This window comes from Streptomyces sp. NBC_00376 (genome assembly GCF_036077095.1).
In the GTDB taxonomy this organism is placed as follows: Bacteria; Actinomycetota; Actinomycetes; order Streptomycetales; family Streptomycetaceae; genus Streptomyces.
Window position 1 is genome coordinate 7,760,159 of the sequence record NZ_CP107960.1, and the last position, 25,503, is coordinate 7,785,661.

General features: G+C 71.2%; 14 protein-coding genes and 4 pseudogenes. 8 read left to right on the forward strand and 10 right to left on the reverse strand.

From position 1 onward, the window contains the following. The first annotated feature begins 257 nt into the window (after positions 1–257). A complete protein-coding gene (locus OG842_RS34840) occupies positions 258–2,486 on the forward strand; it encodes a serine/threonine-protein kinase (RefSeq protein ID WP_266735162.1) in 2,229 nt (742 codons plus the stop codon). Positions 2,487–2,549: 63 nt separating this feature from the next. On the opposite strand, the gene OG842_RS34845 is transcribed toward OG842_RS34840, so the two are convergent. The 3 genes and pseudogenes from OG842_RS34845 to OG842_RS34855 form a co-directional block, all read right to left on the reverse strand. Further along, positions 2,550–3,431, reverse strand: a complete 882-nt coding sequence (locus OG842_RS34845; RefSeq protein WP_266735161.1) for a geranyl diphosphate 2-C-methyltransferase — start codon at positions 3,429–3,431, stop codon at positions 2,550–2,552. Between the two features lie 15 nt (positions 3,432–3,446). Further along, positions 3,447–3,851 (reverse strand): annotated as a pseudogene (gene tcp, locus OG842_RS34850) (2-methylisoborneol synthase); the annotation flags it as partial. An 80-nt stretch (positions 3,852–3,931) separates the two neighbouring features. Continuing rightward, the gene (locus OG842_RS34855; protein ID WP_443064076.1) at positions 3,932–5,308 is read right to left on the reverse strand and encodes a family 2B encapsulin nanocompartment shell protein; all 1,377 of its coding nucleotides are present in this window, start codon (positions 5,306–5,308) and stop codon (positions 3,932–3,934) included. A 369-nt stretch (positions 5,309–5,677) separates the two neighbouring features. Between OG842_RS34855 and OG842_RS34860 the strand changes: the two are divergent. Continuing rightward, positions 5,678–6,400, forward strand: a pseudogene (locus OG842_RS34860) (VTC domain-containing protein); the annotation flags it as partial. Positions 6,401–7,099: 699 nt separating this feature from the next. After that, on the forward strand, positions 7,100–9,220 hold the full coding sequence (locus tag OG842_RS34865; protein ID WP_266735159.1) for a LamG domain-containing protein: 2,121 nt from the start codon (positions 7,100–7,102) through the stop codon (positions 9,218–9,220). Between the two features lie 77 nt (positions 9,221–9,297). Here OG842_RS34865 and OG842_RS34870 read toward each other — a convergent pair whose 3' ends face one another. Further along, entirely contained in the window at positions 9,298–10,314 is a 1,017-nt protein-coding gene (locus OG842_RS34870) for a serine/threonine-protein kinase (RefSeq protein ID WP_266735157.1), read from the reverse strand. Between the two features lie 205 nt (positions 10,315–10,519). Between OG842_RS34870 and OG842_RS34875 the strand changes: the two genes are divergently transcribed. Continuing rightward, positions 10,520–11,773: a hypothetical protein gene (locus tag OG842_RS34875; protein ID WP_266735155.1), complete on the forward strand. Its 1,254-nt coding sequence runs from the start codon at positions 10,520–10,522 to the stop codon at positions 11,771–11,773. Next, positions 11,764–12,882, forward strand: a complete 1,119-nt coding sequence (locus OG842_RS34880) for a hypothetical protein (protein ID WP_266735153.1) — start codon at positions 11,764–11,766, stop codon at positions 12,880–12,882. The genes OG842_RS34875 and OG842_RS34880 overlap by 10 nt, the downstream gene beginning before the upstream one ends. A gap of 25 nt (positions 12,883–12,907) precedes the next feature. Here OG842_RS34880 and OG842_RS34885 read toward each other — a convergent pair whose 3' ends face one another. The 4 genes and pseudogenes from OG842_RS34885 to OG842_RS34900 form a co-directional block, all read right to left on the reverse strand. Beyond that, positions 12,908–14,470: a mucoidy inhibitor MuiA family protein gene (locus OG842_RS34885; RefSeq protein WP_266735151.1), complete on the reverse strand. Its 1,563-nt coding sequence runs from the start codon at positions 14,468–14,470 to the stop codon at positions 12,908–12,910. Between the two features lie 6 nt (positions 14,471–14,476). Further along, a complete protein-coding gene (locus tag OG842_RS34890; RefSeq protein ID WP_266735149.1) occupies positions 14,477–16,534 on the reverse strand; it encodes a DUF4139 domain-containing protein in 2,058 nt (685 codons plus the stop codon). Between the two features lie 37 nt (positions 16,535–16,571). Beyond that, a pseudogene (locus tag OG842_RS34895) lies at positions 16,572–17,254 on the reverse strand (isochorismatase family protein). Between the two features lie 41 nt (positions 17,255–17,295). Beyond that, a pseudogene (locus OG842_RS34900) lies at positions 17,296–17,592 on the reverse strand (AMP-binding enzyme); the annotation flags it as partial. A 222-nt stretch (positions 17,593–17,814) separates the two neighbouring features. On the opposite strand from OG842_RS34900, the gene OG842_RS34905 reads away from it, so the two are divergent. Continuing rightward, a complete protein-coding gene (locus OG842_RS34905; protein WP_266735148.1) occupies positions 17,815–19,551 on the forward strand; it encodes an FUSC family protein in 1,737 nt (578 codons plus the stop codon). A gap of 24 nt (positions 19,552–19,575) precedes the next feature. Here the strand turns inward: OG842_RS34905 and OG842_RS34910 are convergent, their stop codons facing one another. Further along, positions 19,576–21,891 carry an FdhF/YdeP family oxidoreductase gene (locus tag OG842_RS34910; protein WP_266735146.1) on the reverse strand — a complete coding sequence of 772 codons (2,316 nt, stop codon included), beginning with the start codon at positions 21,889–21,891 and terminating at the stop codon, positions 19,576–19,578. 196 nt (positions 21,892–22,087) lie between these two features. Between OG842_RS34910 and OG842_RS34915 the strand changes: the two genes are divergently transcribed. Then, positions 22,088–22,729: a DUF1345 domain-containing protein gene (locus tag OG842_RS34915; protein ID WP_266735144.1), complete on the forward strand. Its 642-nt coding sequence runs from the start codon at positions 22,088–22,090 to the stop codon at positions 22,727–22,729. A gap of 67 nt (positions 22,730–22,796) precedes the next feature. Then, positions 22,797–24,848: an eCIS core domain-containing protein gene (locus OG842_RS34920; protein WP_443064021.1), complete on the forward strand. Its 2,052-nt coding sequence runs from the start codon at positions 22,797–22,799 to the stop codon at positions 24,846–24,848. Here OG842_RS34920 and OG842_RS34925 read toward each other — a convergent pair. Further along, complete coding sequence (locus tag OG842_RS34925) at positions 24,845–25,315, reverse strand: GreA/GreB family elongation factor (RefSeq protein WP_266735142.1); 471 nt, start codon at positions 25,313–25,315, stop codon at positions 24,845–24,847. The genes OG842_RS34920 and OG842_RS34925 overlap by 4 nt on opposite strands. Positions 25,316–25,503 lie beyond the last annotated feature (188 nt).

The following is a 25,503-nucleotide window of genomic DNA, read 5'->3' on the forward strand; positions in this document are numbered from 1 at the left end:
CGGTGTTGGTCAGGGCGGCGTCAAAAGCTGGCCCGAACCGGGCGCTCGGGTAATTTGCCTAAATTTCGATAGTTCTGAACAATTTGGTGCGGAGACGGTCCGCACCGCGCGGTGTCCCACGACACGGGAGCGGCCCCGGGCTCCTTGTACGTCACCCGCTTTGCCCTGCGGTACTGCCCTGCGGCTAGTTTGTGTGCAGCACGGATACGCAGGCCCGTCGCGGCAGAGCCGCACGGGGGGACGGGAGGTCGGGAAGAGTGTCGCTGCGCGGAGGTGACCCAGCCGAGATCGGCGGTTATCCGCTTGAGGCGCGCCTCGGCTCGGGTGGCATGGGCACGGTCTTTCTGGCCCGTACGAGCTCGGGCCGGCCTGTCGCGATCAAACTGATCCACCAGCAGTTCGCGGGGGACGACGAGTTCCGCATCCGTTTCCGGCAGGAGGTGGCTGCGGCGAGACGGGTGAGCGGCGCGTTCACCGCCGCCGTGGTCGACGCCGCCCCTGAGGCCGAGCAGCCGTGGATGGCGACGACCTACATCGAGGGGCCCACGCTCGCCCAGCGCATCGCGGCGGATGGCCCGCTGAACGGAGTGGAGCTGCGGAGGCTCGGCATCGGGCTGGCGGAGGCGCTGCGCGACATCCACCGGGTGGGGGTCGTCCACCGTGATCTGAAGCCTTCGAACGTCGTGCTCTCCCCCGAGGGCCCGCGCGTCATCGACTTCGGTATTTCGCGCGCCGCGGACCAGCAGACGCTGACGATGACAGGGCGGGTCATCGGTACGCCGCCCTTCATGTCGCCGGAGCAGCTGCAGGCGCCGCGTGACGTGGGGCCGCGGTCCGACGTCTTCTCGCTGGGGACGCTGCTGGTGTACGCGGCGACGGGCCGCGGGCCCTTCGACGCGGACAGCCCGTACATGACGGCGTACCAGGTGGTGCACGAGGAACCGTCGCTGGACGCCGTGCCGGCGGCCTTGCGCGTGGTCGTCGAGTCGTGCCTGGCCAAGGAGCCCGAGGGGCGCCCCTCGGCGGACGAACTCCTGGTGCTCCTGCGGGACCTGCCGTCCGACCTCGGCGGGACCGATGCGCAAGGGAGCGGCACGGGCCGTACCCGCGACATGATCACCCAGCATCACTTCGCGACGCCGGCCACCCCGGCACCGACCGCCGCCCCGGCCGGTCCCGGCACGGGGAGCACCAGCACCATCGGCCGCCGTCTCCGGCGCCGATGGCGTCCCGTGCTCGCGGCCGCGGTCGCGGTGACGGCGATCGGAGGGGGAGTCGCCGCCTTGCAGGCGGGCGGCTTCGGGGGGAACGGCGGCGACACGGGCAACAGCGTTGCGACGCCGGGTGCCTCGCTTCCGGACGGCTTCGCGCCGTGGCGCACGACTGTGCGGGGCGGTAGCGAGGACACTCCCGACGAACTGCGTTGCGTCGCGCGCGGCGACGCGCTGTTCTGCGGGGGCGGAGGCGTGGTCGCGACCCGTATCAGGGCCTCGGACGGCTCGCGGGTGTGGACGGCGAAGAGTCCGGGCGTCCCCGTCCAGGGCATGCACCTGGTGGGCGCCACCGATGACACGGTGCTCGGTTACCGCTTCGCCGCCCAGGGCGACCCGCAAGGCCCTCTCGACGAGGTGGTGGCCATCGATGCGGACAGTGGCCGGGAGCTGTGGTCCGTGCCGTCCGGCGCCCAGTCGCAGGCCGTCACGGGCCGGACCCAGGACGCCCTTGTGGTCGGCTCCGCCGTTGTGACGGTCGATGCCTCCAACTCCCGCTTCGAGGCCCGGGACGCGCACAGCGGTACGGTCACCTGGCGGACGCCGTTCCCCGCGGGCACACAGTGCGCTCCCGTCCCGGTGGGCGCGCAGCTCCTCGCGATGTGCGCGACGGACGCGGAGGTGGATGGCCTGGCGGTGCGCCACTCCACCCTGTACACGGTCGACCGCGCCTCGGGGACACTGGGCAGGCCCATCGCGGTCAACGGTCCCGCCGTGCCGATGGGCGTCGCCAACGGCAGGCTCGTACTCCTTCAGGAGCACATGGAGGGATGGGAACTGGCCGGCTACGACAGGGTGGCGCAGGTCGACCCGGCCTCGCGGAAGGTCACGTACTCCCGGCTGGCAGAGACGTACGCGGGGACGCCCGGCATGGCGGACGGCACCCTCTACGTGAGCGGCCAGACCGGTCTCATCACGGCGCTCGACCCCGCGACCGGCCGGAAGAAGTGGTCCCGGCAGACGGGCGTGGAGGGGGCGTCGGGTCCCGTGGCGGGAGACGGCGCGCTGTATTTCAGCTCGGCCACCGGCCGGGTGGTCGCGCTGTCACCGTCCGATGGCGAACCGCTGTGGACAACCGATCCGCAGGCCGATGGTCTGACGGGTGAGCAGGGCGCAAGCCCGCGCGTGACCGTCGCGGGGCGTGCGGTGGTCGTGGCCGCGGCCAAGAACACCCTCTTCGCCTTCGACACGCAGAAGCCGCCGAAGTCGGGCTGACCCCGGCGGGGTTGCGGGGGAGGGCCCGTTCCGTCGGGGCGGGCCCTCCCGGTCAGCAGGAGGTCAGACGCGGTCGGCCGCGATGAGCAGGTACTGGAAGGACCCGTCCCTGTAGGAGTTGATGAACGCGTCCTCGATTCCCGTGACCAGCGAAGACGTGGCCCTCAGCTCCCAGTAGGGCAGGGTGTCGGGGGTGAGGTCGACGACGGCCTGTGGCACGAGGCGATTGTCGGCCATGGCGCGCAGGTACTCCCGGCGCGAGTGGATGTTGCACTCGAAGTGCGCGTTGATCTGCGAGACCCACTTCGAGGGCTGGCCGTACCGCGGGTTCCAGCAGCCGGTGATGGTCACGTAGCGGCCGCCGACCGCGAGGACGCGGGAATGCTCGGCGAAGAGGTCGTGCAGATCGACGTACATGCTCGACTCGTTGTTCCAGGAAGCCGCGGCCGACCCGGTCTCGAAGGGCATGGCGAGCATGTTGCAGACGCGGGCACGGACGTGGTCCTGGAGGCGGAGTTCACGGGCACGGTTGTTGGCGAAGTCGGCTTGCTTGGCCGACAGCGTGACACCTTCGACCTTGCATCCGAAGCGCTGGTGCGCCATCACCATCGAGCCGCCGCGGCCACAGCCGGCGTCCACCAGGGTGTCGTCGCGCCCGATGTCACCGAGGTGCCCCAGGAGGAACTCCGCCTGTGCCGACTCCAGCCGGTGGAGTTCGGCGATCAGTTTCTTCTCGCTCTCGCTGTCCTCGGCGTCGCCGAGTGCGGAGCGGTCGACGTCACCGATGCCGTAGTGGTGGTGGTAGAGGCCGTCGACATCGCCGAGACGCAGGTTCACGGGCCTGGCCTCTCCGTCCCAGTAGCGGGCGATGTCGCTCTGGTAGGGCGTCGCCGGGCGGGGGATGCGCAGGGAGGCGGGGGCGGCGGTGAGTTCGGTGTTGGTCACGATGAATCCATTCTCTTACCAGAAGTCGGGCAGGCTGTAGCGATAGGTGTTGGACTGGTGCCAGTAGTGGTTGCCGTCGACCCACGCGGCCACGCCCCGCAGGAAGCGCTGCACATTCGGGGCGGGGCAGGCGGCGGCCAGGGCGGCGGCTTCGGTCTCGAAGTCGTGCATGAGGTCGTTGTGGACCTCGACCGACTTCAGATAGGCGTCCCGGTCGGAGAGGCCCTCACGTTCGGCGATCACGACGGGCAGGTTCAGGTGCCGGCCGGGAGCAGCGAGTTCCTTGGTGTACGAGTAGAGGTCGTTCACGATGGTCGTCGCGTTTCCCGCGAGGGCGATGACCCTTTGCACGGCGGGCCGGGCGTTCAGGTCCGCCGGCAGTTCGTAGCCGCCGACGGTGTCGGTGATGGTGGGGCAGGGCGGTGTGCGCCAGCAGAAGGCGTTCGCCGAGGCCGATGGGCGAGCCCCCGTGGTCCTCGCAGCCCTTCGGACCAGGGCCGCTACTTGGGCCAGCGGGCGATCTGCACGTTCTCCAGCACGCCGACCGCGTCCGGCACGAGGATCGCGGCGGAGTAGTAGGTACTGACGAGGTAGGACATGATCGCCTTCTCGTCGATGCCCATGAAGCGGACCGACAGCCCCGGTTCGTACTCGTCCGGCAGCCCGGTCTGGTGCAGACCGATGACGCCCTGGTTCTCCTCGCCGGTACGCATGACGAGGATCGAGCTGGTCTTCTCCGGTGTGACGGGGATCTTGTTGCACGGGAGGATCGGGACCCCGCGCCAGGCCGGGACCTGCTGGCCGCCGAGGTCGACGTGGTCCGGATAGATCCCACGCGAGTTGAACTCACGCCCGATCGCCGCGATCGTCCGGGGGTGCGCGAGGAAGAACTTGGAACCGCGGCGCCGACAGAGCAGTTCGTCCATGTCGTCCGGGGTCGGCGGGCCGGAGTGCGTCTGGATGCGCTGCTTGAAGTCGGCGTTGTGAAGCAGGCCGAACTCCCGGTTGGTGATCAGCTCGTGCTCCTGGCGCTCGCGCAACGCCTCGACGGTGAGCCTGAGTTGCTCCTGGGTCTGGTTCATCGGCCCGTTGTAGAGGTCGGCGACCCTCGTGTGGATCCGCAGAACGGTCTGGGCGACCGAGAGTTCGTACTCGCGGGGATCGAGTTCGTAATCGACGAACGCGCCGGGCAACTCGTGCTCGCCGGTGTGGCCGGCCGACATCGCGATCTCCGCCTCACCGCGATGGTTCTGCCGCCGGCGGGAGGGCGATGAGAATGCTTCGAGGTGCTCCCGGAGGCTCGGCGCCGTGGACAGCACGGCCGCGAAGTCGGCGCGTGACAGCGTGAGCAGTGTGCCCGAGGTCTCGGCGGTGGCGGTCTGCTCCCACCGGGCGTCCCCGTCCAGGAGGACGTTCTCTCCGAACCGGTCGCCGTCGGCGAGTACGTCCAGGGTGACCTCGTCGCCGTAACTTCCCACGGAGGACTGCCTGATGCGGCCGTGGGCGATCAGGTGGAGCCTGTCCGCGGGCGTCCCGCGCTCGACCAGCGTCTCGCCGGCCCGGAAGTCGCGTTGCACGCACCGATCGGCGATGGCCGTCAGTACCTCCACGTCGTCGAAGCCGCGCAGCAGAGCCAGTTCACCGAGCTCACGGGGGATCACCCTGACGTCGGAGCCGTTCTGGACGAAGTCCACGCTCCCGTCGCCGACGGTGTAGGCCAGGCGACGGTTCACCCGGTAGGCCCCACCCCGGGCCTCCACCCACGGGAGCATCCGCAGCAGCCAGCGAGAGGTGATCTCCTGCATCTGCGGGGCGGATTTGGTCGTGGTGGCGAGGTTGCGGGCAGCCGCCGTGCCCAGGCTGGACTGCCGGGGCAGCTCCAGTTGTGTTTCCGGGCTCTAGTCAGTGGTCATCGGGCGAAGTTCTCCTTGGTGAGGGCGTTGATGTGCGTATGCGGACGCCGCGGGGCAACAAGAGGGAAAAGGGGTATGTGAACGGGAATCCGTCCAGGTCCACAGGGACACTAATGGCCGCTTCGCCCTCCGGACCAAGGAAAGTTGCCGACATCAACTCGATACGATGATCGTGCCCGCGTGATGTTTGTCCGAGTATCAGCGAGATCCAGCAGCGATCGGCGGCGCGTCCTGGCAAGTGGCCGGTTCGGCTCCGGCGGTGTGGGACCGACGAGTCCAGGGCGGCAGGGGTGCCGTATGCGAAGGGTGCCGGCGACGGCCTCGGGTTTCTCCCGGATGGGCCGCGATCTCAACAGCCCGGTGGGCGGATACGGTGTGTGGAGCTCGTACTACGACTCTCCTCAACTGCGGTTCTACTGGGAGAAGACCGAAGGTCTGAAGTTCCGCCGCAAGCTGCGGATCCGCCACTACGGGGATCTCGACGGGGTCACCGACGAGTCGCCGGTGTGCGTGGAGATCAAGCAGCGCGTCGACCGGGTCACGCAGAAGAGGCGGATCACCCTGCCGTACGGGGTGGCGCGACGCCTGTGCGACGGCCGCGAGATGGTCGACCACACGGCGAAGGAGAGCGCCTTCACCCAGGAGGTTCTCGAACTGGTCGTGCGGCTGAATCTGCAGCCCACCGCGATCACGGGCTACCAGCGCGAGGCCCTGGCGGGCCGGGACGCCGACACCGGGCTGCGGGTCACCTTCGACCGGCGCATACGCGGCCGGGACCGGGACTTTCTCTTCGGCACTCCCACTCCGGAGAACCGGTTCATCATCCCGCCGCACATGTCGGTGATGGAGATCAAGGCGAACGAGCGCACCCCGCACTGGATCACCGACCCGGCCGCCCGGCGCAACCTCGGCCTGGTCCGGATCTCCAAGTACGTGCAGTCCATCGAGGCGTTCGGCCTTGCGCCGCACTCGGTCTTCCATAGCCGCGAGGCAGACTTCCCGCCGCCCGCCCCCATCGAGCAGCAGCCGCTCACGCTGCCGAAAGCAGGAGCACAGTCAACTTCGATCTGCAGGAACTCAGCGGGACTTTCAGCGGACCGGTACCGGCCGACTCCACGACGGCAGCCAGCACACCGTCGCCATCAGAGGAAGCGGCGAGCTCCGCAACACCATCACCCACTGACCGGACCGTCGCAGAACTCGATGAGCACCGGCGAATCCTCTCGTCGGGGCACGGGTATACGGAAGCCGGCGTCACGAGTGGGGCGTTGCGGGGTGCCGCGCGAGCTCGGTGCGTTCGAGCCTCGCGCGCATGAGCCAGGTCGCGCCCGTGAGAAGGGTGACGATCGTGGCCACGGCCCCGGCGTGGACGTGGTTGCTGTGGGTGAAGGCGGTCGTGGCTGCTTCGGTCGGCGCGGCGTTGTCCGCGGGCGGTAGCTTCGCCGCCCGGTCGGTCGGGCGGCGGGTCGCTCCACCGGGACGCGGGTCCCGACGCGCACAACCACGCGCACAACCACGCGCACAACGACGCGTAACGAGGCGGGGATCAGACCTGTTGCGGCTCGGTGGCGTCACGATTCCGCGCAGTTCCGGAAATCGTTTTGAATGCGTTCGAAGACACTCTAGAGTCATGCAGCCCGAGACCGACGGCGAGCATGACGGCTGTTGGTCTCCGCGTAGCCCCCTGCGCGAGCCGAACGCTGCGAACCCGTCCCGCGCAGGACCGGACAACCGAAACAGGGGGGACCCAACCGCATGAAGACATATACCGGTCGGCGCGCCAGAACCGCCGCCGCGGCCACGGGACTGGCAGCCGTGCTGCTCGCTGCCACCCCGGGCATCGCCACGGCAGCCGGGGGAAACCTTCCTCCGCTTCAGCCGAGCATCGACACCCTCACCGTCGACTCCACCAAGGCCTGTTCCGACGAGCCCGTCTACGTACCCCGCGCACCCGAACTCCGGGCCGTCGTCGAGGACACGACGGAGGACAACGAGGAGTGGGAGACCAACGGGGCCGGCGCCGAGTTCGAGGCGTGGTGGACCGACGCCGACGGAGCCCAGCAGCGCCGCACCCACACCTCCGGCATCGTGAACTCGCCCATCACTCAGCTGTGGCGGACCCCCACCGACCTCCCGGCCGACACCGTCATCTCCTGGCACGTGCGGGCCGTCGACGACGAGGCCGCGACCTCCGCCTGGAGCGATGAAATCCCCGGTATCACCTGCCGGTTCATCATCGACACGGTCAGCCCCGAGCCCGCGACGGTTGCCTCGGAGCAGTACCCGGACGACGAGAGCGGCTGGCACGACGGCGTCGGCGTCTACGGCAGCTTCACTTTCGACTCCCCGTCCCAGGACGTCCTCGAGTACGTCTACACCGTTCTCGGCTCCGTACCGAAGCGGGTCCGGCCCGAGGAGCCGGGCGGACCGGCCACCATCCGGTGGATGCCGGAATCCGGCGGGCCCTACTACATGCAGGTCCGCGCCGTGGACCGGGCCGGACGGTCCAGCTCCGAGACGACCTACTGGATGCGCGTAGCCGAGGGCCGCGCACCCGTCGCCCACTGGAAGCTCGCCGACCCGGCAGGAGCGGACCACGCCGCCGCCGAGGCCGGCCCCGCGGCCCGCGCCGGGAGCGGTGTCCGCTTCGGCGCCCCCGCTCCGTCCCGCACCGATCTCACCTCCACCGTCAGCCTCGACGGCCGGGGCAACAGCTACCTCACCCCGGACGTCCCCGCGACGGACACCACCAAGACCTTTGCCCTCTCCGCCTGGGTCCGCCCCTCCGCCACCGGCACTGCGATGACGGTGGCCGGCCAGGACGCCGCCGACGACACCTCCGCCTTCACCCTCGGCCTGCGCCCGGCCTCGGGCTCCTCCGCCACCTGGGCCTTCCGCTACGGCGCCACCACCCTCACCGGCGGCAGCGCCTCGGTCGGCGGATGGGCCCACCTGACCGGCCTGTACGACACCGAGGACAAGACGCTGCGTCTCTACGTGAACGGCAAGGAAGTCGACTCCGAGACCGGCGTCGCCCCGGTGGCCGCCCCCGGCGCCTTCCAGATCGGCCGCGCCCGCGGCGACTCCGGTGCGCGCTGGAAGGGCGAGATCGGCGACGTCCGAGTCTGGGACCGGGTCGTGCCCCGCGAGGAGATCGAGCGACTGGGGTCCCGCCCCGCCGAACTGGCCGCCGCCTGGGACATCGAGCGGACCGATGACGGTGTGATCCCCGGCCGGGACGGCGACAAGCCGCTCACCCTGCACGGCGGCGCCGGCTTCTACACCCCCGACATCGAGGGCTGCCTCGAAGACCCCGACTGCGTCGACTTTCCGGCGGACGCCCTCGACGGCAACGACCACCTGTTCCTGGACGGTACGGACGACTACGCCGCCACCAGCGGCCCCGTCGTCGACACCGCCGACAGCTTCAGCGCCGGCCTGCGGGTCCGTTTCGCGGACACCACCCCCGACCGGCCGATGACCGTGCTGTCGCAGGGCGACGCCGACAGCGACGCCTTCAAGGTCCGCTACGACCCGGCCGCGTCCCAGTGGCAGTTGATCGTCACCGACGGCAGCGGACCGGGCGCCGCTGAGACAGTTGTCGCCGGACCCGGCGCTCCCACTTCGTTCTCCGACGAAGTGGTCGTCGTGTACGACGACTCCGAGGGGCACATCACCCTGTACGTCAACGGTGAGGCCGTGGCCGGCACGGAGTTCAACGCCTCCTGGAACGCCCCGGGCCCGCTCCAGATCGGTCGCGGCCACACCGCTGACGGCGGCTGGGGCGAGTACTTCCACGGTGGGGCGGACACCGTCCGTGTCTTCAGCGGAGCCCTCACCGCGTCCCAGGTGAAGTCGTTCGCCTACCTCTACTGAGGCCCGCGGAAGCAGCCCCCGGGAGTTCTCGATCCCGAACGGGCCGGAGGAGGGCCTGACCGCGCCGGGGGGCGTGGTCAGGCCGAGCCCGTCTCCCGTGCCTGGGCCATCGCGATGAGCCGGGCCATCATCGACGTCTGGTTGTACGGCGAACGCCCCATCAGGCACTCCCGGAGGAGCAGGCCGAGGGTGAAGATGTCGGACCGGGTGTCCGGGCGATCGCCCACCACCTGCTCGGGCGACATGTAGCCCGGTGCGCCGATCACCATTCCCGCCATGGTGATCGCCGTGCGTTCCTCACCGCTCTCCAGCACGTGCGCCACGCCCAGATCCACGACCACCGCGCCGCGCTGCGGGTGCAGGATCACATTGCTCGGCTTCAGGTCGATGCGCGAGAGTCCCAGGGAGGCCAAATGCATCAGGGCCGCCCCGAGTTGCCGGGCAATCCCGACCGTCCGGTCCGCGGACAGCGGTCCTCCGTCCCCGAGAACGTTCCCCAGGGTCGGTCCTTCGACGAGTTCCATCACCAGGGCGAGTTCCGGTTCCTCCACCACGTCCACCGTCCGCGCGACGTGACGGCGCCGGACCCTCATCCCGATACGGGCCTCACGGCGGAACGACGCCACCAGGCTCTGCCGGGGTGCCATCCCCACCGTCCCGCCCCGTTCGCTTCCCTCCGAGTGCGTCTGCTTGAAGGACAGCGAGGTCCGCATGTAGGCCAGGATCAACGCGTTCTGCACGTCGGGCAGCCGATCGAGCAGGCCGTGGTCCTCCAGGCTCTCGAAGACCCGCCGGACCACCGCGAACAGGCGTTGGTCGGCCTCCATCCGCCGCGCGACGTTGAGATGCACGGGGAGCAGCACATCCCCTGCCGGTCGTGTCCCGGCGGCTTCCGCCAACGCCCGCATCACCAGCGTGGACTTCCCGACGCCCCGGAAGCCCGTGATCAGGAACGTGCCACCGTGCGAGTAGGTCAGCCGCCTGCGCAGGCCGGCCACCAGATCCTCGTGCCCCAGAACCGGTATGGCGGGGTCGTCGATGGGCAGCGGCTCGTGGATGTAGCGGAACTCGCTGTGCAGCGCCAGCCTCGGCACGGGCCTCAACTCCCCCTCGTGTCGGTCGCGAGGCTACCGGGCCACTGGTGTGCACCAAGCAGAGGAGGACGGTGCTCGGCCGTCGTCCAGAGCCCTGGAAGCCCCCAGCGGTCGGGGCTACGGGCTCTGATAGGTTCCATTGTTCGATCCACCGGCGATGACTTGAATCCGCCAGTGGTACTGGGGAGGGGGCTCCGTGGGCCGAGTGCCGTCAAGACTGCGCAAGCCGTTGTTCGTAGGGCTACCGCTCGTGCTGCTCGTCACCGGGGTGGTGTTCTTCTCGGGCGGCGGCGGCCGGTCGGACGAGCGTGGCCATATGGCGGCGAACCGGGCGCAGTTGAAGCGTGCCTGTGCCGGGCTGCTGCCGTACGAGGAGCTGCGGGGCCTCGTGCCCGACGGCGTCGCGGGCGAGGTGAGTCAGTACGGCACCGTGCTCGATCCCGGTGAGGACAGCCACTCCCTGGTGAACTGCTCCGTCACCTGGCCGGGGCACGGATCGGTGCGGGTGCAGGCCGTCGCGCTGATATCCGAGATGCCGATGACGTTGCGGGCCGAGGAAATCCTGCCCGGCGTCGGCAACGACGGGTACGAGGCGCCCGGACTCACCGGCCGGGTGGACGAGCGCGGGCGGACGTGGGTCGTCGCCGAGTGCCCCGGAGGGCTGGCGGGGCGGGCCCGCGAGGCATCGGGGATGTACGTCGCGGCCGATGTCGATCTGCCCGTTCCCGGCAAGGGGAAGCCGGCCGGGTATCTCTATGACTTCCGTACCGCGGTCCAGGTCGCCAACGGGATCACCGCCGCGCAGAAGTGCGGCGGCTCCCCGCTGAAGCCGCCCACGCGGGTCCTCGACACGTACGAGGCTCATGTCACCAAGGACGCGGACGGCGGCAACATGAAGGTCGTGGGGATCGACGAGCCGGGTCTGGGTGTGAAGAAATGCCGTGGGGTCGGCAGGCGAGCGGGTTTCCCCGGCAAGTGGACAGCGAGCGGTGATCTGCAGGACTCACGGCTGGTGAGCGTCTGCACCGCCACCGTCCTGGACCGCGAGGACCCGATGGACACCGATCCGACACCACGCGACGGTGCGGTCGTCGAGGTCTCGGCGGCGAGCTGGTCCGGGCCGCTCAGGGAGTCGGCCGACGCCCAGTACGAACGCTCCGGTGACAGCTTCGGCTTCCGCGACGGGAAACGGACCAGGGACATCCCGGACTCGGGGTTGCGCGAACTCGCCCTGTGGGCAGGGTCGGAGTGCGCCGCGGGCAGCACGTACCACCGGGTCACCGTCCGCATGGAGACAAACGACCTCAGTGCGTACACGCTCACTGAGGCGGAGCGGGCCAAGTACTCCAAGGACGCCCGCAAGCTGATGGACAGCTATCTCGCCGACCCCGACGGCTGGCCCCGGCAGCAGGGGTGTCATGAATCCAGGATCCTGGGAGAGGTGGAGGGATGGCGGTGAGGCGGAACGTCCTGCGGGCGGTCGTGGCCCTGGTCGCAGCGGCCGTCGTCGTCGCCGGGTATCTCCAGGTGCACGGCGACTTCCAGCGCTGGAGCGACGAGTCGGCGCTCGACGGAGCCTGCGACGGCCTGCTCGACCGGAACGTGTTGCGCGGCGTCCTCGGAGCGGGGGCCGTCGAGGCCGAGAACGAAAGACGCGGCGCGGGCCTGGTGGGGTGTGAGGTGGACGTGCACGACGGCGGCACCGTCGAGATCCGCATCCTCGACATCCCACAGACCGGGAAGCGCCCGGACTCCCTCTTCACGGGCGCTCCGCGGGCGTTTGCCGTGCCGGTCGGCCACGGGTGGACAGGGCTCTTCGGAGCCGACCCGGGAGACGACGCAGAGGCGGATCTCTTCAGTGCCGCCGAGTACGAGGACGTGACCACGAGTCTGGTCCTGAAGTGCACCGGGACACGCAGTCCCAAGAGCTTGTACGTATCCGTCACGACAACCGGCGACGCGTCACTGGACGACCCGGCCGAAAGGCCGGGGTTCACCAGGATCGCCACCTCCACCGCGTCCAGGGTCTCGAAGGCCCGGCACTGCGGAGCCGAGCTCGGGAAGCCCGTCAGCAGCCTCGGCCTGCCGGTATCCGAGGACGATTACGAGCCGCTCGGCACGGCGGACGGGACCTGCTCCGGCATTCCCGCCGCACACGGCATGGCGATCGCCACCGAGACCGCCCGCGGGGGCGCCCCGCACGAGACGTGCCTACTTGCCGACGCCGACCACAGGACGCGCTACGAACTCGAAGCGGACTTCGGTCCCTATGCGCAACAGCAGTTGGTCCTCGCCGCGGAGGATTCGTACGAGGACACACCGAACACCGACACACCGGACGCCGACACGCCCGCGCATCAGCGCGACCCCGGCGGCCGGATGAGCTGGACATCGGCCAAGTGCCCCGACGGCCGGGCGCTGTTCACCCTGCAGCCGTCGGCCGATGCGCGCGAGCGCCTCGATTACCCCAGAAGCGACGCGGACCTCGCCTACGAACGTGCGGCACTGCGGGCCTTCGCCGAGCGCTCGGCGAAGGGCCACGGATGTTCCGCCCCGGCCACTCCGTGACATCGCGAGCAGCCGTCCACCGGACTCAGAGCCCGGTGACCCTGGCGCTCGCCGACACCTCGTAGACCAGGGTGACCGTGCGGCGGCCGCCGGGCGGGAGCGGGACGTCCCAGCGGGCGATGCCCTCGGCGTCAACCGCGTCGGGCGCCGGGGAGCACGAACCCTTCCGCAGCCGGATCTCCACCGCCGAGACCTCGGAGACCGGGACCCGCTCCCGAAGGACGACCACCCGCTCGTCCTGCTCCCCGGGGGCGGAGAACCGGGACAGGTGCAGCCGGACCGTGCGGGTGACCACGGTCCGCTGGGTGATCCCGGTGGATTCCCGGGACTCCTCGGCACGCCGGACCACCCGGTAGTCGTCGCAGCTGCCGAAGGCCAGCTCGGCGGGGGCGCCGGGGGCGGTGAAGTCCAGCGTGCCGCGGCCGCCGAAGCCGCTGCCGCGCACCAGGTCCACGGGCCCGGCGAGCAGCGCGTGGCCGGACAGGTTGTCGAACCGCACCACCTGGGTGACCAGTGGGGACAACTCCGGTGAGCAGGCGTACTCGCTGCGCGCGGCCGTGGTGAAGGCGGAGAGCGGCACCCGGTGGGCGCGGCCGTCACCGGGTACCGAGACCGGCGCGGGGGATCTCAGCACCCGCGCCTCGCCGCCGTCGTCCACCCCCGGCAGACCGAGCACCGGGGCCGGGCCGAGGACCCCGATCTCCTCCTCGCGCAGCTCGACGTCGACCGTGCGGCGCTCCGCCGCGGAGCGGTCCTTGAGGGTCAGCCGGTCCTCGTCCAGCCGTGGCGGATCGGTGGCCAGCGCCGAGCGGGCCGTCGACAGTGTCAGCCGTACGTCCGACCAGTCCTCGCCGGTGCGCTGCCAGACCATCGCATCGGTCTCCAGCGTCAGGGAGTCCCCGTCGAGCACGGCCCGGTAGGCGGGCCGCCACAGCGCACACGGGGTGAGGTGGCTCAGCCGCAGCCCGGCCGGCCCGGCGGCCGCGGCCTCCACGGTCAGCTCGACATGGCCGACCAGCTCGGCCGGCTCCTCCTCGGCGAGCCGCATGGCCCGCTCGGCTGACCCGAGTTCGCTGTTGACGGCAGCCAACCGGGCGTCTGCGGAGCGGAGTTGCTCGCCGTGTTCGTCGCGTTCGGCGTCCACCCGGTCCAGTTCCCGGGCCCAGCGGGCCCGTTCGGTCTCCCCGGAGCCGGCGCCCTCGCCGATCTCCCGCAGCAGATCGGCGGCGAGGCGGCCGAGCAGGTCGAGCCGGGTCTTCAGCCGGTCGCGCCGCTGCTCCAGGGCCTGCCGCTCCTCTTCGAGGGCGTGTACGCGGTGGCGCAGGGCGGAGTCGTCCTCCGTGGGCGGCAGCGGTGCGCGAGGTGTCCAGCTGCGGACGATCCGTACGTCGAGGACGGTCGCGGGGTGCTCGGCGGTCAGCTCGGCATGGAGGGTCCGGTCGACGGCCAGCGCGCTGACCGGTCCGAGATGCAGCCGCTGGACCCCGGCCTCCAGGTCGAGCACGACGGCGCGCTCGACGTGGGCGCGGTCCTCGAGACAGGTGACGGCGGTGACGGGGAGGGCGATCGGCTTCCGGGCCGTGGACATGGTGTGTCAGCTCCTGCGGTTGCCGCCGACCAGGGCCTTGCCGGTCGGGATGCGGATCTCGTAACCGCCGTCGAGGGCGGCGGTGGCGCCTGCGGGCAGGTCGAGCCGCCAGACGCGGGTTCCCGGCGCGTGCCGGTCGGGCCCCGTGCCTTCCTCGGGTGCCGTCCAGTCGGCCCGTTCCTCGATCCGGACGTCCGGCTCGGAGGAGACCGGGACCCGTTCGTGGACCTCCACCGTGACGGGCCTCGCGAGCCCGTTGGACAGTTCCACGTGGACGCGGTGGTCGAGCACGGTGGTGTTGTTGCGCAGGCCCGCGGTGGACTCGTGCAGGTTGGTACGGCGGGTGATCCGGATGCCCTCGGCCGGCCCGAGCCCCACCCGGCGGACCCCGCCGGGGGCGAGCGTGGGCAGTGCGGCGGTCAGCAGGTAGTCGTCGTCGACGGTGATCTCCACCGGGCCGGCCAGCAGCGCCTGGTCGGTGGAGTTGGAGAGCACCAGCGTCGCGTACACGGCCGGCTCCACGGACGGCACACAGAGGTACTCGGTACGCAGACCGACCGGGATCTCGCCGACGGTGACGGTGTGCCAGGTGCCGTCCGACGGGATGTCGGCGCGGGCGGCGGCGTCGAAGCGGTGGTCGAAGGAGCCCGCCGACTCGCGGGGCCGTACGGCCTGACCGGGCAGCGGCAGCGCGGCCACCGCCTCGGCGCGGCGGCGGTACTCGGCCGCCACCGGGTCGAAGGGGGAGCCGGGAAACAGCCGGCCCCTGCGACCGCCCGTCTCCTCGGGGCCGCACAGGACGAGGCCGGCGTAGTCGAGTTCGGCGCCGCTCGGCTGAGGCGGACCGGCTGCCGGTGTCGGCGGGGGCGGCGGCACGGCGCCGCCGGGTGCCGCGGGCGCCATGGCGGCGCCGGGGGCACCCGCGTAGGGCCCGCCGCCGAAGGCTGCCGGCGGAGCGCCGTACCCGCCGCTCGGCGGCGGGAACGCGGCCGGCGGAGCGCCGTAGCTCAGCGGGGCCTGGGCCGGGGTCGGTGCGGGTGGCGGCGGAGGCGGCGGTGGCAGAGCAGGCTCGGCCGCGGCGACCGAGAGGGCGAAGCCACCCACCGACGCCGCGGGTGCCGGGGCCGGGCCGGGACCGGCCGCGTCGTACCCGGAGAACAGGTCGACGAGCCCGGCCGGGGGCTCGCGCCAGCCGGAGGGCGCGGGGGCGGGCTGGCTGCGTCCGATCCGCATCGAGCGGAGCCTGGGCAGGTCGGTGCGGCGCCGGAGATCGGCGGTGGCCAGGGCGATGCGCACACCGGTCCAGTCCTCGCCGGTCCGCTGGGCGACCGAGGCGCGCAGCATCAGCCGGCCGCTGCCGTCGCCCTGGCGGTGACCGAGGCGGTAGGCCGGTACCCAGACGGCGCCCGGCACCCCGTACTCCAGCTCCACCTCCACCTCCGCGTCACCGGTGTCGCTGTCGGTGCCGGCGAGGGTGAGCACCGCGCAGACCGTGGTCTCCACGTGCGCCGACGGCGCGTCGGTGGAGGCCCGCGCGAGCCGGTCGGCGGCGCCGTCGAGCTCGTGCTCGACGGTGCGCAGCGCCTCCTCCAGCTCGACGAGCCGCTTGTGCAGCCCCGCCAGCCGCTCGTCCACGAAGCCGGCGAGCTCCAGCCAGGCGTCGACCGGGGTGCGGCGGTGCGGATCGTCCCGCCTGCGGGGAGGCGGGACCGGGTGGAGAGCCCTGACCTCCTCGATCAGGCTCAGCTGCCGGTCCCGGCGTCCTTGCGCGGCAGCGTGCTCGTCACTGAGCCGCTCGACCTCGCGCCGCAACTCGTCGGGCGTGCGCGAGCCGACCGGCTCGGCCTCGACCTCCACCCGGGCCTCGGTGACGCGCACCCCGGGGGAGCCGAGGACACCGGCCCGCAGCGAGCCCGGGTCCAGCGAGCGGGGCAGTCCCGTCACCCGCACCCGGCCGTCGGGCGACACGCTGCCCCGGGCCAGGCGCCGGCAGATCGCGCCCTGCGCGTACACCACGACCGAATCGAGGGTCGAGTCCCACCGTTGTGCCGACTCATCCGTCATGTGCTCCGCCCCCAGCCGTGTCCATGCCGAACGCAGCTTACGCCGGGCCGGTCCGCGCGCCCGCGTCGAATCCGTCGGACGGCGTCGGCCAGCTCCCTTCGAAGACGGTCCGGGTGCTCGTGACGACGGCGCATCTGCCTGCCGCCCAGCGCAGGGCCATCGCGTGGTCCTCGGCGGAGAAGCCGGCCACCGCGTCGGCCGCCACGAAGGCCTGGATGTCCTGCATCCAGGCGTCGCACGCGGTCATGAGGACGCCGATGTGGGCGTAGACGCCGGTGATGACGATCTGGTCGCGGCCCTGTTCACGCAAGCGTTCCAGGAGGTCGGTGCGGACGAAGCCGCTGTACTTCCACTTGGTGAGCACCGTGTCGCCCTCGTCGGGTGCGACGGCCTCGGCGATCGCGGCGGCGTGTGGGTCGGCCGGCAGGCCCGGACCTCAGAATTCCTGTTGCAGTCCGCGCTGTTGTGGACTCTGGCCACCGGGCTGCGCGGTGTAGAGCACCGGGATGCCGAGTCGCGTCGTCGACTTCTTCAACTCCGCCACGTGCGAAAGCAGTTCGGGTATCGGTGAGCGGCGGGATCGTAGGCCGACAGGAAGTGGTTCTGCAGATCGTGGACGAGGAGCACCGCGCGTGACGGGTCGACGGTCCACCCGACCCGGTTGGCGGGCAACTCACCGGTGGCCGGCCTGGGGTACGGGGCGATGGCGGGCAGGACCATGGTGCGGGGATTCCGTTCAGGGGAGGGGGCTCACGGGAGGGTCAGGCCGACGGAGAAACGGACGCGTTCCGCGTCGACGGAGGCGCGGACGCGTTCCGTGCCGCGGCGGTCCGTAGCGCCTTCTTGGAGATCATTCCGATGCCGGTCTGCGGGAACGCGTCCACGAACTCGACGCGGTCGGGAACCTTGTGCGCGGCCAGACCCCGTTCATGTACGAACCCCTTGACGTCCACCGGCTTCAGCGGACCAGCGCCCGGACGCAGGATCACGTACGCGCAGGCGCGTTCGCCCAGGTACGGGTCCGGCTCGGCCACCACGTTGGCGTCGGGGCGACACGGCTGCCCCGGATCGAGGTCAGGAGGTCATGAGCCGCGAGCCGTTGCACGGCCGGACGCGGGAGCAGGTGCCCGGACACGGGAGCAGTTGACCGGGCGCGGGAGCAGGTGCCCGAACACGTGAGCAGTTGACGGGCGCGGGAGCAGGTGCCCCGCAAGAGCAGGCGATGTGCACCACATATGCCCTGTTTGCGTATTCTGCTCCCCGTGGTCACCAGGAGCGGAATGCGGCGTTCGGCAGTCCGGCTGGGGCGCGCGCTGTCCCCGCGCGGCGCACTCGCCCTGCACAGGGTGGACGGCGCCTTCTCCTTCGCCCTGCGTGCCGCACTGGCCATGGCGCTGCCTGCGCTCCCGATGGCACTGGCGGGGCGGGCCGATCAGGCCGTCTACGCCATGCTGGGCTCCTTCACCACCACGTTCGGCCGCAACCTGCCCTACGGGCGTCGGGCCCGTGCCCTCGCACTGGTCGCGGTGGCCATGACCGCGTGTGTGGGCTGCGGTTCGGCGCTCGCCGCCTGGGCCCATCCGCGGGACGGGGGAGCGGGCGCCGCGGTGGTGGTCGCCGCCATGGCCGTGGTGGCCGGAGCCGCGAAGCTCGCCTGCGACGCGGCAGGCCTGAGCGGGCTGGGCGCCGTGCTGCTGCTCTTCTCCTTCGCCGTGGCGGCCAATGGCTCCCCGGCCTTCGCCGATGTCCTTCCGCAGACCGCGCTGGCCGCATCGGGCGCGGCCGTCGCCTGGGTGCTGGCCGTGGCGGGCTGGTTCGTGCACCCGGACCGTCCGCAGCGGCTCGCCGTCGCCGCGGCACTCCGCGAGCTCGCCGAGCTGGGCGGGGCGACCGAGGCGGGGTACGGCGGCGGTCCCGGCAGGCACCGGGCGACCGCCGCCGTGCTCCAGGCGTACCGGACCCTCGGCGTCCTGCCCCCGACGGCCGCCGCGCGGGGCACCCGGGGTGGCACCTGCCTGCGCCTCACCGACTTCTCCTGGTCGCTGCTCATCGGTTCCGCCCGCCGGCCGCCCGACGCCCCGGTCGGCCCGGAGCGGCATCTGCGCCGCCAGGCCCGGCTGCTGGTGAGCCGTCGCCGCCGGGAACCGCGACTGCTGCCGGAGCTGTCGCTCCCGCCCGCGACCGACCGGGCCGGCCCGGACCCCGTGGCCGGTCCCCAGCCCGCTCCGGCCGGTCCCGCCGGCCGGAGCGCCGCCGAGCTGCGCGCCGCGGAGCTGGTGACGGGTCGGCGCCACGGCCGCCGCGGCCACGGACCGGTCCTGCTCGTGCCCGCCCTGCGGATGACCCTCGGCACCGGCCTGGCGGGATGGACGGCCCTCCTGCTGGGCCTCGGCCACGGCTACTGGGCGGCGATCTCGGCCGCCGCGGTGCTGCACTCGATCAACGTCCGTACGGCGGCCCGGCGGGCGGTGCAGCGCACCCTGGGCACGGTCGCCGGACTGCTGCTCGCGCTCGGCGTGCTCGCCGCACACCCCGATCCCCTGGTGCTCGTCCTCGTGATCGTGCTTCTGGAGTTCCTGCTGGAGTACGTCGTGGCCCGCAACTACGGCCTCGGCGTCGTCTTCCTCACCCCGCTGGCGCTGCTGATGGCCGACCTGGCCGCGCCCTCACCCGCCGGGGCCCTCGTCCTGGACCGGGCCCTGGGCAGCGTCCTCGGCATCGTCATCGCGCTCGGCTGCGCGCTGCTGGTGGTCCATGACCACGCCGCGGTCCGGGCGGAACGCGCGCTGGCCGCGTGCACGCAGGCGTCCGAACACGCGGAGCACTCCCTGGACAACCGCCTGGAGGCGTCGTTCCCGGTCGTCCAGACCTACCTGGCGGCAGCGGTGGTGGAGCTGCGCGAGGCCGACGACGCCGCGGCGGGCGAGCTCTGGCCCGCCGAGATCGATCCTGCCGAACTCGCCGCCGCGGAACAGCGGGCCTACCTGCTCCTGGAACGGTTCGTCCGGTCGCGGTGACGCGCGGCACCGTGCACAGACAGCTCAGGCAGCAGCGGGGCCGATGGTGACGTTGACGTGCTTCATGATCGGCTGGTCGCTCTGGGTGCTGTAGTCGCCGAGCGCGCACAGCACGTTCATCTCAGGCATGTAGCCGGCCGCGCAGCCCCGGGGGATGTCGTAGGGGACGGCGAGGTAGCCGTTGAGGGACCGCTGACTGCCGTCCCTGGCGGTGCTCGTGATGTCGACGGGGCCGAGGTCGGCGATGCCGCGTTCACGCATGTCGGCCCGGTTCATGAAGACGAGCGTGCGCAGGTTCCTGATGCCGCGGTAGCGGTCGTTGTCGGAGTAGATGGTGGTGTTCCACTGGTCGTGGGAGCGCATGGTGCCGAGGGCCAGCGTGCCGGGGGCGGGAACGACGTCGGGCAGGGCGGCGGTGGAGAACTCGGCGCGTCCGGACGGGGTCAGGAAGACCAGTTCACGGGCGGGCTGCTTGATCCGGAAGCCGAGCGGCAGGCGTACCCGGCGGTTGAAGTCCTCGAAGCCGTCGAGGACCTTGGCCATGGTGTCGCGGATCCGGTCGTAGTCCTCGACGTACCAGTGCCAGGGCGTGTCGCTGTCGGGCAGTGCGGCCCGGGCCATGCCGGCGACGATGGCCGGCTCGGACAGCAGGTGCGGGGAGGCGGGGCGCTTCATGCCGATGGACAGGTGGACCATGCTCATCGAGTCCTCGACGGACGTGCTCTGGACGCCCTTGCGCTGATGGTCCTTCTCGGTACGGCCGAGGCACGGCAGGATCAGGGCCCGGCGGCCGTGGACGAGATGGCTGCGGTTGAGCTTGGTGCTCACCTGGACGGTGAGTTCGCAGGTGCGCAGCGCCGCGTAGGTGGCCGGGGTGTCGGGCGCCGCGAGGGCGAAGTTGCCGCCCATGCCGACGAACACCTTCACGTCGCCGCGCCGCATCGCCTTGATCGTGTTCACGGTGTCCAGCCCGTGCTCACGGGGCGGCTCGATCCCGCAGACCTCGGCGAGGCGGTCCAGGAACGCGTCACCGGGCCGGTGGTCGATGCCGCAGGTGCGGTTGCCCTGTACGTTGCTGTGCCCGCGCACGGGGGAGGGGCCGGCGCCCTCCCGCCCCAGGTTGCCGCGGAGCAGAAGCAGGTTGACGATCTCCCGGACGGTGTCGACGCCGTGCTCGTGCTGGGTGAGCCCCAGGCACCAGCTGACGATGGAGCGGTCGGCCTCGCCGTACACCCGCGCCGCCTTGAGGATGTCGGTGCGGCTCAGCCCGGACTGGGTCTCGATCTCCTCCCACGACGTGGCCTCGCACAGCGCCCGGTACTCCTCGAAGCCCGAGGTGTGCCGGTCGATGAACTCCCGGTCCAGCGCCCTGGGATCGGAGTCGGACTGCTCCAGGACCGACTTGGCCATGCCGCGCAGCAGCGCCATGTCGCCGCCGATGCGCGGTTGCAGATTGAGGGTGCTGGTCCGGGTCGTCTTGAGCAGGGCCATGTCGGTGAAGTCGTGGGGGACGATGGTGCGGGTGGCCGCCGCCTCGACGAGCGGGTTGATGTGCACGATCTGTGCGCCGCGGCGGTGCGCCTCGGCGAGGGAGGTGAGCATCCGGGGCGCGTTGGAAGCGGCGTTGACCCCCAGGATGAACAGCGCGTCCGCGGACTCCCAGTCCTTGAGGTCGACGGTGCCCTTGCCGGTGCCCAGGGATGCCTGAAGGGCGCGGCCGCTGGCCTCGTGGCACATGTTGGAGCAGTCCGGCAGGTTGTTCGTGCCCAGCTCACGGGCCATCAACTGGTAGAGGAACGTGGCCTCGTTGCCGAGCCGGCCGGAGGTGTAGAACGACGCCTGGTTCGGGTCGTCGAGCCCGCGCAGTGTGCTGCCGACCAGCTCGAAGGCGTTCTTCCAGTTGATCGGGACGTAGTGGTCCGACTCGGGGTCGTAGACCATCGGTTCGGTCAGCCGGCCCTGGTTCTCCAGTTCGTAGTCGCTCCACCCGGACAGCTCGGTCACCGAATGGGCGGCGAAGAAATCGCGCCCGACCCGCTTGCGGGTCATCTCCCAGGTGACGTGCTTGATCCCGTTCTCGCAGATGTCCAGATGCAGGCCCTTGGTGTCGTCCGGCCACGCGCACCCGGGACAGTCGAACCCGGTGTTCTCGTGGTTCATCCGCATGATGGCCCGCGGACCGTCGACGAGAGCACCCTCGCGCACCAGGAAATTGGTCACGCTCTTCGCCGCGCCCCAGCCCGCCGCGGGGTGGTGGTAGGGGCGGAACTCCGGGTCGCCCCCGGGGGTGGGACCGACCGCGGGTTCCAGCGGCTGCTGCTCGTCGTGGTCGGTGCTCAAGGTCTTCAACCCTTCCGCCGTCGGGCGAGGTGGGGGCGATCCCGAAAGGAGTGCGATTTCGGGACGGGACCGATCCTTTCGGGCAGGCTATCGGCGCCCGCGCCGGGCTGCACCCCGGCGCGGGCGCCGATAGCGTGGACGTACTCGTCCCGGCCGGGCACGGTGATCCACCGAGCCATCGAGGTGGTCACCCCTGATGTCCAGGAAGCATTGGCCGACGCTCTCCGCGGTGCCCAGGCTCGTCGCAGCGGTGATCGCCGGCGTGGCGGTCGGCGTGGTCACCGCCGTGCCGGCCAACGGGCCGCTGGGCGTCCTCACCGGAATCGCCGCGGCGGAGACGCTCTTCGTGGTGACGGGGTGGATGGTGCTGTGGCCCATGGACGCGGCCACCACCCACCGCAACCTCCGGCGCGAGGAGTTCCGGCCCGTTCTGGAGGAGCTGGCCGTCGTCACGGCCTCCCTGTGCGGACTGGTCGGCATCGTGGTGCTGCTCCTGGTCGGCCGTTCGGACCTGAGCCACGCGGCGGCCGCGACAGCGCTCTGCGGTGTGTTCATGGCCTGGGCATCGCTCCATCTGATGTACGCGACCCGTTACGCGTACCTCTACTACGTGTCGTCAGAGGGCGGGATCGACTTCAATTCGCAGGACCCGCCGAAGTACGTCGACTTCCTCTACTTCAGCTACAACCTCGGGATGACCTACCAGGTCTCCGACACCGGAGTCTCCAGCTCCGCCATCCGGGCGGTCGTCCTTCGGCACTGCCTGCTGTCCTATGTGTTCGGCGCGAGCATCCTCGCCACCACGATCAACCTCGTCGCCGGAATCGTCACCGGCTGATCCTGCACGAAAGCATCACACTGACGACGGACCGGCCCCTATGCTCGGCAAGGATCGGAAGGCGGCCATGCACATGGACAGGGACAGCAGCGGCATGACACACGCGCACCGCCACAACACCCCTCGGCGCCCGGAGAAGTCGGCCGGTACGCCCGTCACCACCACGGCCCGCACCACGCCGGGCACCCGGACCGAGGCACCGCCCACCGGACTGGCGGCGCTTCAGGCCGGACCGGGCAACGCCATGGTCGTCCAGATGCTCCGTGCGGCCGGCCACCCCTGGGCCCAGGAGCCGCCCCCGTACACCGCCGAGGACGCCCACCGGCGTGCCGAGCAGCCTCAGCGGTCCGGTACGCCCGGAAGCCCCGCACGGCCCGCGGTGCAGCGGTCCGCCGTCCACGACGTGCTGCGTACCTCGGGCCGGGCGCTGGACGAGGAGACCCGCACCGACATGGAGGCCCGCCTCGGTGCGGACTTCTCCGACGTCCGCATCCACACCGACGCCGCGGCAAGAGCCTCCGCCGCCGAAGTCGGCGCCCACGCGTACACCAGCGGCAACCACATCGTGATCGGCAGCGGCGGCGGCGACCGCCATACCCTCGCCCACGAACTCACCCACGTCATCCAGCAACGCCGAGGCGCCGTCGCGGGCACCGACCGGGGGGACGGCCTCAAGGTCAGCGACCCGTCCGACCGCTTCGAGCGCGAGGCCGAGGCGAGTGCCGCGCACGCCATGGGTCTCGGTACCACCCCGGCGGCACCGGTCCGGCGGGCGGCCGGGCGTTTGGCTCCCCGGACCGCGACGACGGCGGGGCCCGCGGCCGTACAGCGCAAGGCGACGCTCGCCGCCCTCAACGCATCGGCGAGCACGGGGGCGTTCGGGCAGGGCCAGGTGGAGGAGGGCGGTGTCGGGACGGTGGCGCTCGTCCCCGCCGTGCTCAGCGACGACCTGGACCTCTTCGCGATCGCCGACACGTACACCACAGGATTCGACGAGGACACCTCACCCGTGGACAGGTTCGCCCTGGTGATCGGGGTGAACTGCTGGCGCGCCCCGGGGACCGACCCGGAGACGCTGCTGAGGAACAGGATCAGCAATTTCACGAGCCGTTGGGACGACACCCGGTTCAGGGTCGAGATCATCGGCTTCACCTGGTCCGACCACCGCGTCACCTCCACCGCGGGCATCAACCAGGCCACCATCCCCTACGGCGAGATAAGGGACCGGATCCAGCGCGACCCCAAGGTGGCCGAACTGGTGGAGGGCCTGAAGAACCGGGGCAGGGAACACGTCTACCTGCACATCGGCGACTCCGACACCCAGTCGTTCGCCACGGCGGCGGGACCGCTCTTCTCCGCGGCCTCCACAGCCCTCGGCACGGGCGAGACGGACCTCTTCAGCGGCGGCTACACGGCTCCCGAGAGCACCAGGGCCACCGCCGACGGCATCCTGATCTGGCACGCCGGCCAGGTGGACCTGGCAGTGCGGGACGCCATGGCCGGGATGGACCCGAGTGCCGTCTACTACCCCGAGCCGAACACCTTCGTGAAGGTGAAGACGGATTGGGGGATGCACGGGCTGGAGGACGGCATCTCCTTCGGAACCGGCAAACTGGAGGGCAAGCAACTGGTGGAGTCGCTGCGCTCCAAGCGCTCGGACGTGACGGCGGCCTTCGACTCCCGGTACGCGATCACCACCGACATGAGCCGGGTCGGCGAGAACGTCGGCGGACACGAGCGCGGTGCGGCCGTCACCGATGCCACCCTCAAGAAGCTCTTCGATCTCGCCCAGAGCCACGCCAGGAAGCAGGAGTGGCAGGACCGCGTCGCCGCGGCGTACGGACTGGGCCCCCGGCAGAAGCTGGCCCTGGCCGACCTCGTCTACGGGAAGGTGACCGACGTGGGCATGCTCAGACAGCTGGCCGCCATGAACCTCGGCGCCGACGACTCCAAGTACGCCAGCGGCCTCAAGAAGAAGATCAAGGAGAATGCGGAACTCAAGGGACTCGGCGATCAGGTGGTGGACATGGCGGTCCGAAGCAGGATCACACTGCTCCATGCCATGACCCAGGCCTGGCGGTCGCTGACCGAGCGATCAACGGATCGAACCGGCTCCTAGGCGCTCTCGCCGCCCACCGACACCACGACTGCGGTCGTACGTCCCCCGGGCGCGTCATACGTGACGGTCTCGCCGGCGCGACGGCCGAGCAGCGCGCTGCCGAGCGGGCTGTCCGTGGTGACCAGCGTCGGGTCCAGTGCCTCGGGGAACTCGCTGATCCGCATGGTCATCTCCGTGGCGTCCGCGAACCGCACCTTCACCGTGCTGCCCACGCCGACCGTTTCGGTCGAGGGCGGCCCCGCGGCGTCCGCCTCGCGGAGCCGGCCGTCGATCTCGGCGATACGGGTGTCCAGGTGGTCGAGATCCGTGCCGCGCTGCAACTCGTCGGCCTCGTCAGCCCGGTCGCCCACCTGCTCCCCGCCGCGCAGCGTGGCGGCGACGGTGGCGCGCTCGGTGCGCAGGTCGGCGAGCTCCTGTTCCAGAGCCCTGCGGGCGGCAGCGCTCATGGGTTCGGGTCCACCGTTCATTCCTGCTCCCGTCGCGCGGGCGGCGCGGTCCAGCACCGCAGGTCATCAGTGATATTCGTAACATATCAGGCATATCTCCACGCTGCGGTGGTGAGCCCCCACGCCGCGGAGGTGAGCCGGGAGCCGCCCGCCACTCACCCGATACGGCGGTGTCCCCCTCGAAGCGGGGAACGGATACCGGACAGCCC

Coding starts and splice junctions, on each gene's coding strand:
- OG842_RS34865 (WP_266735159.1), top strand. CDS start 7,100: ATGAAGACATATACCGGTCGGCGCGCCAGAACCGCCGCCGCGGCCACG.
- OG842_RS34880 (WP_266735153.1), top strand. CDS start 11,764: ATGGCGGTGAGGCGGAACGTCCTGCGGGCGGTCGTGGCCCTGGTCGCA.
- OG842_RS34885 (WP_266735151.1), bottom strand. CDS start 14,470: ATGTCCACGGCCCGGAAGCCGATCGCCCTCCCCGTCACCGCCGTCACC.
- OG842_RS34890 (WP_266735149.1), bottom strand. CDS start 16,534: ATGACGGATGAGTCGGCACAACGGTGGGACTCGACCCTCGATTCGGTC.
- OG842_RS34905 (WP_266735148.1), top strand. CDS start 17,815: ATGCGGCGTTCGGCAGTCCGGCTGGGGCGCGCGCTGTCCCCGCGCGGC.
- OG842_RS34915 (WP_266735144.1), top strand. CDS start 22,088: ATGTCCAGGAAGCATTGGCCGACGCTCTCCGCGGTGCCCAGGCTCGTC.
- OG842_RS34920 (WP_443064021.1), top strand. CDS start 22,797: ATGCACATGGACAGGGACAGCAGCGGCATGACACACGCGCACCGCCAC.
- OG842_RS34925 (WP_266735142.1), bottom strand. CDS start 25,315: ATGAACGGTGGACCCGAACCCATGAGCGCTGCCGCCCGCAGGGCTCTG.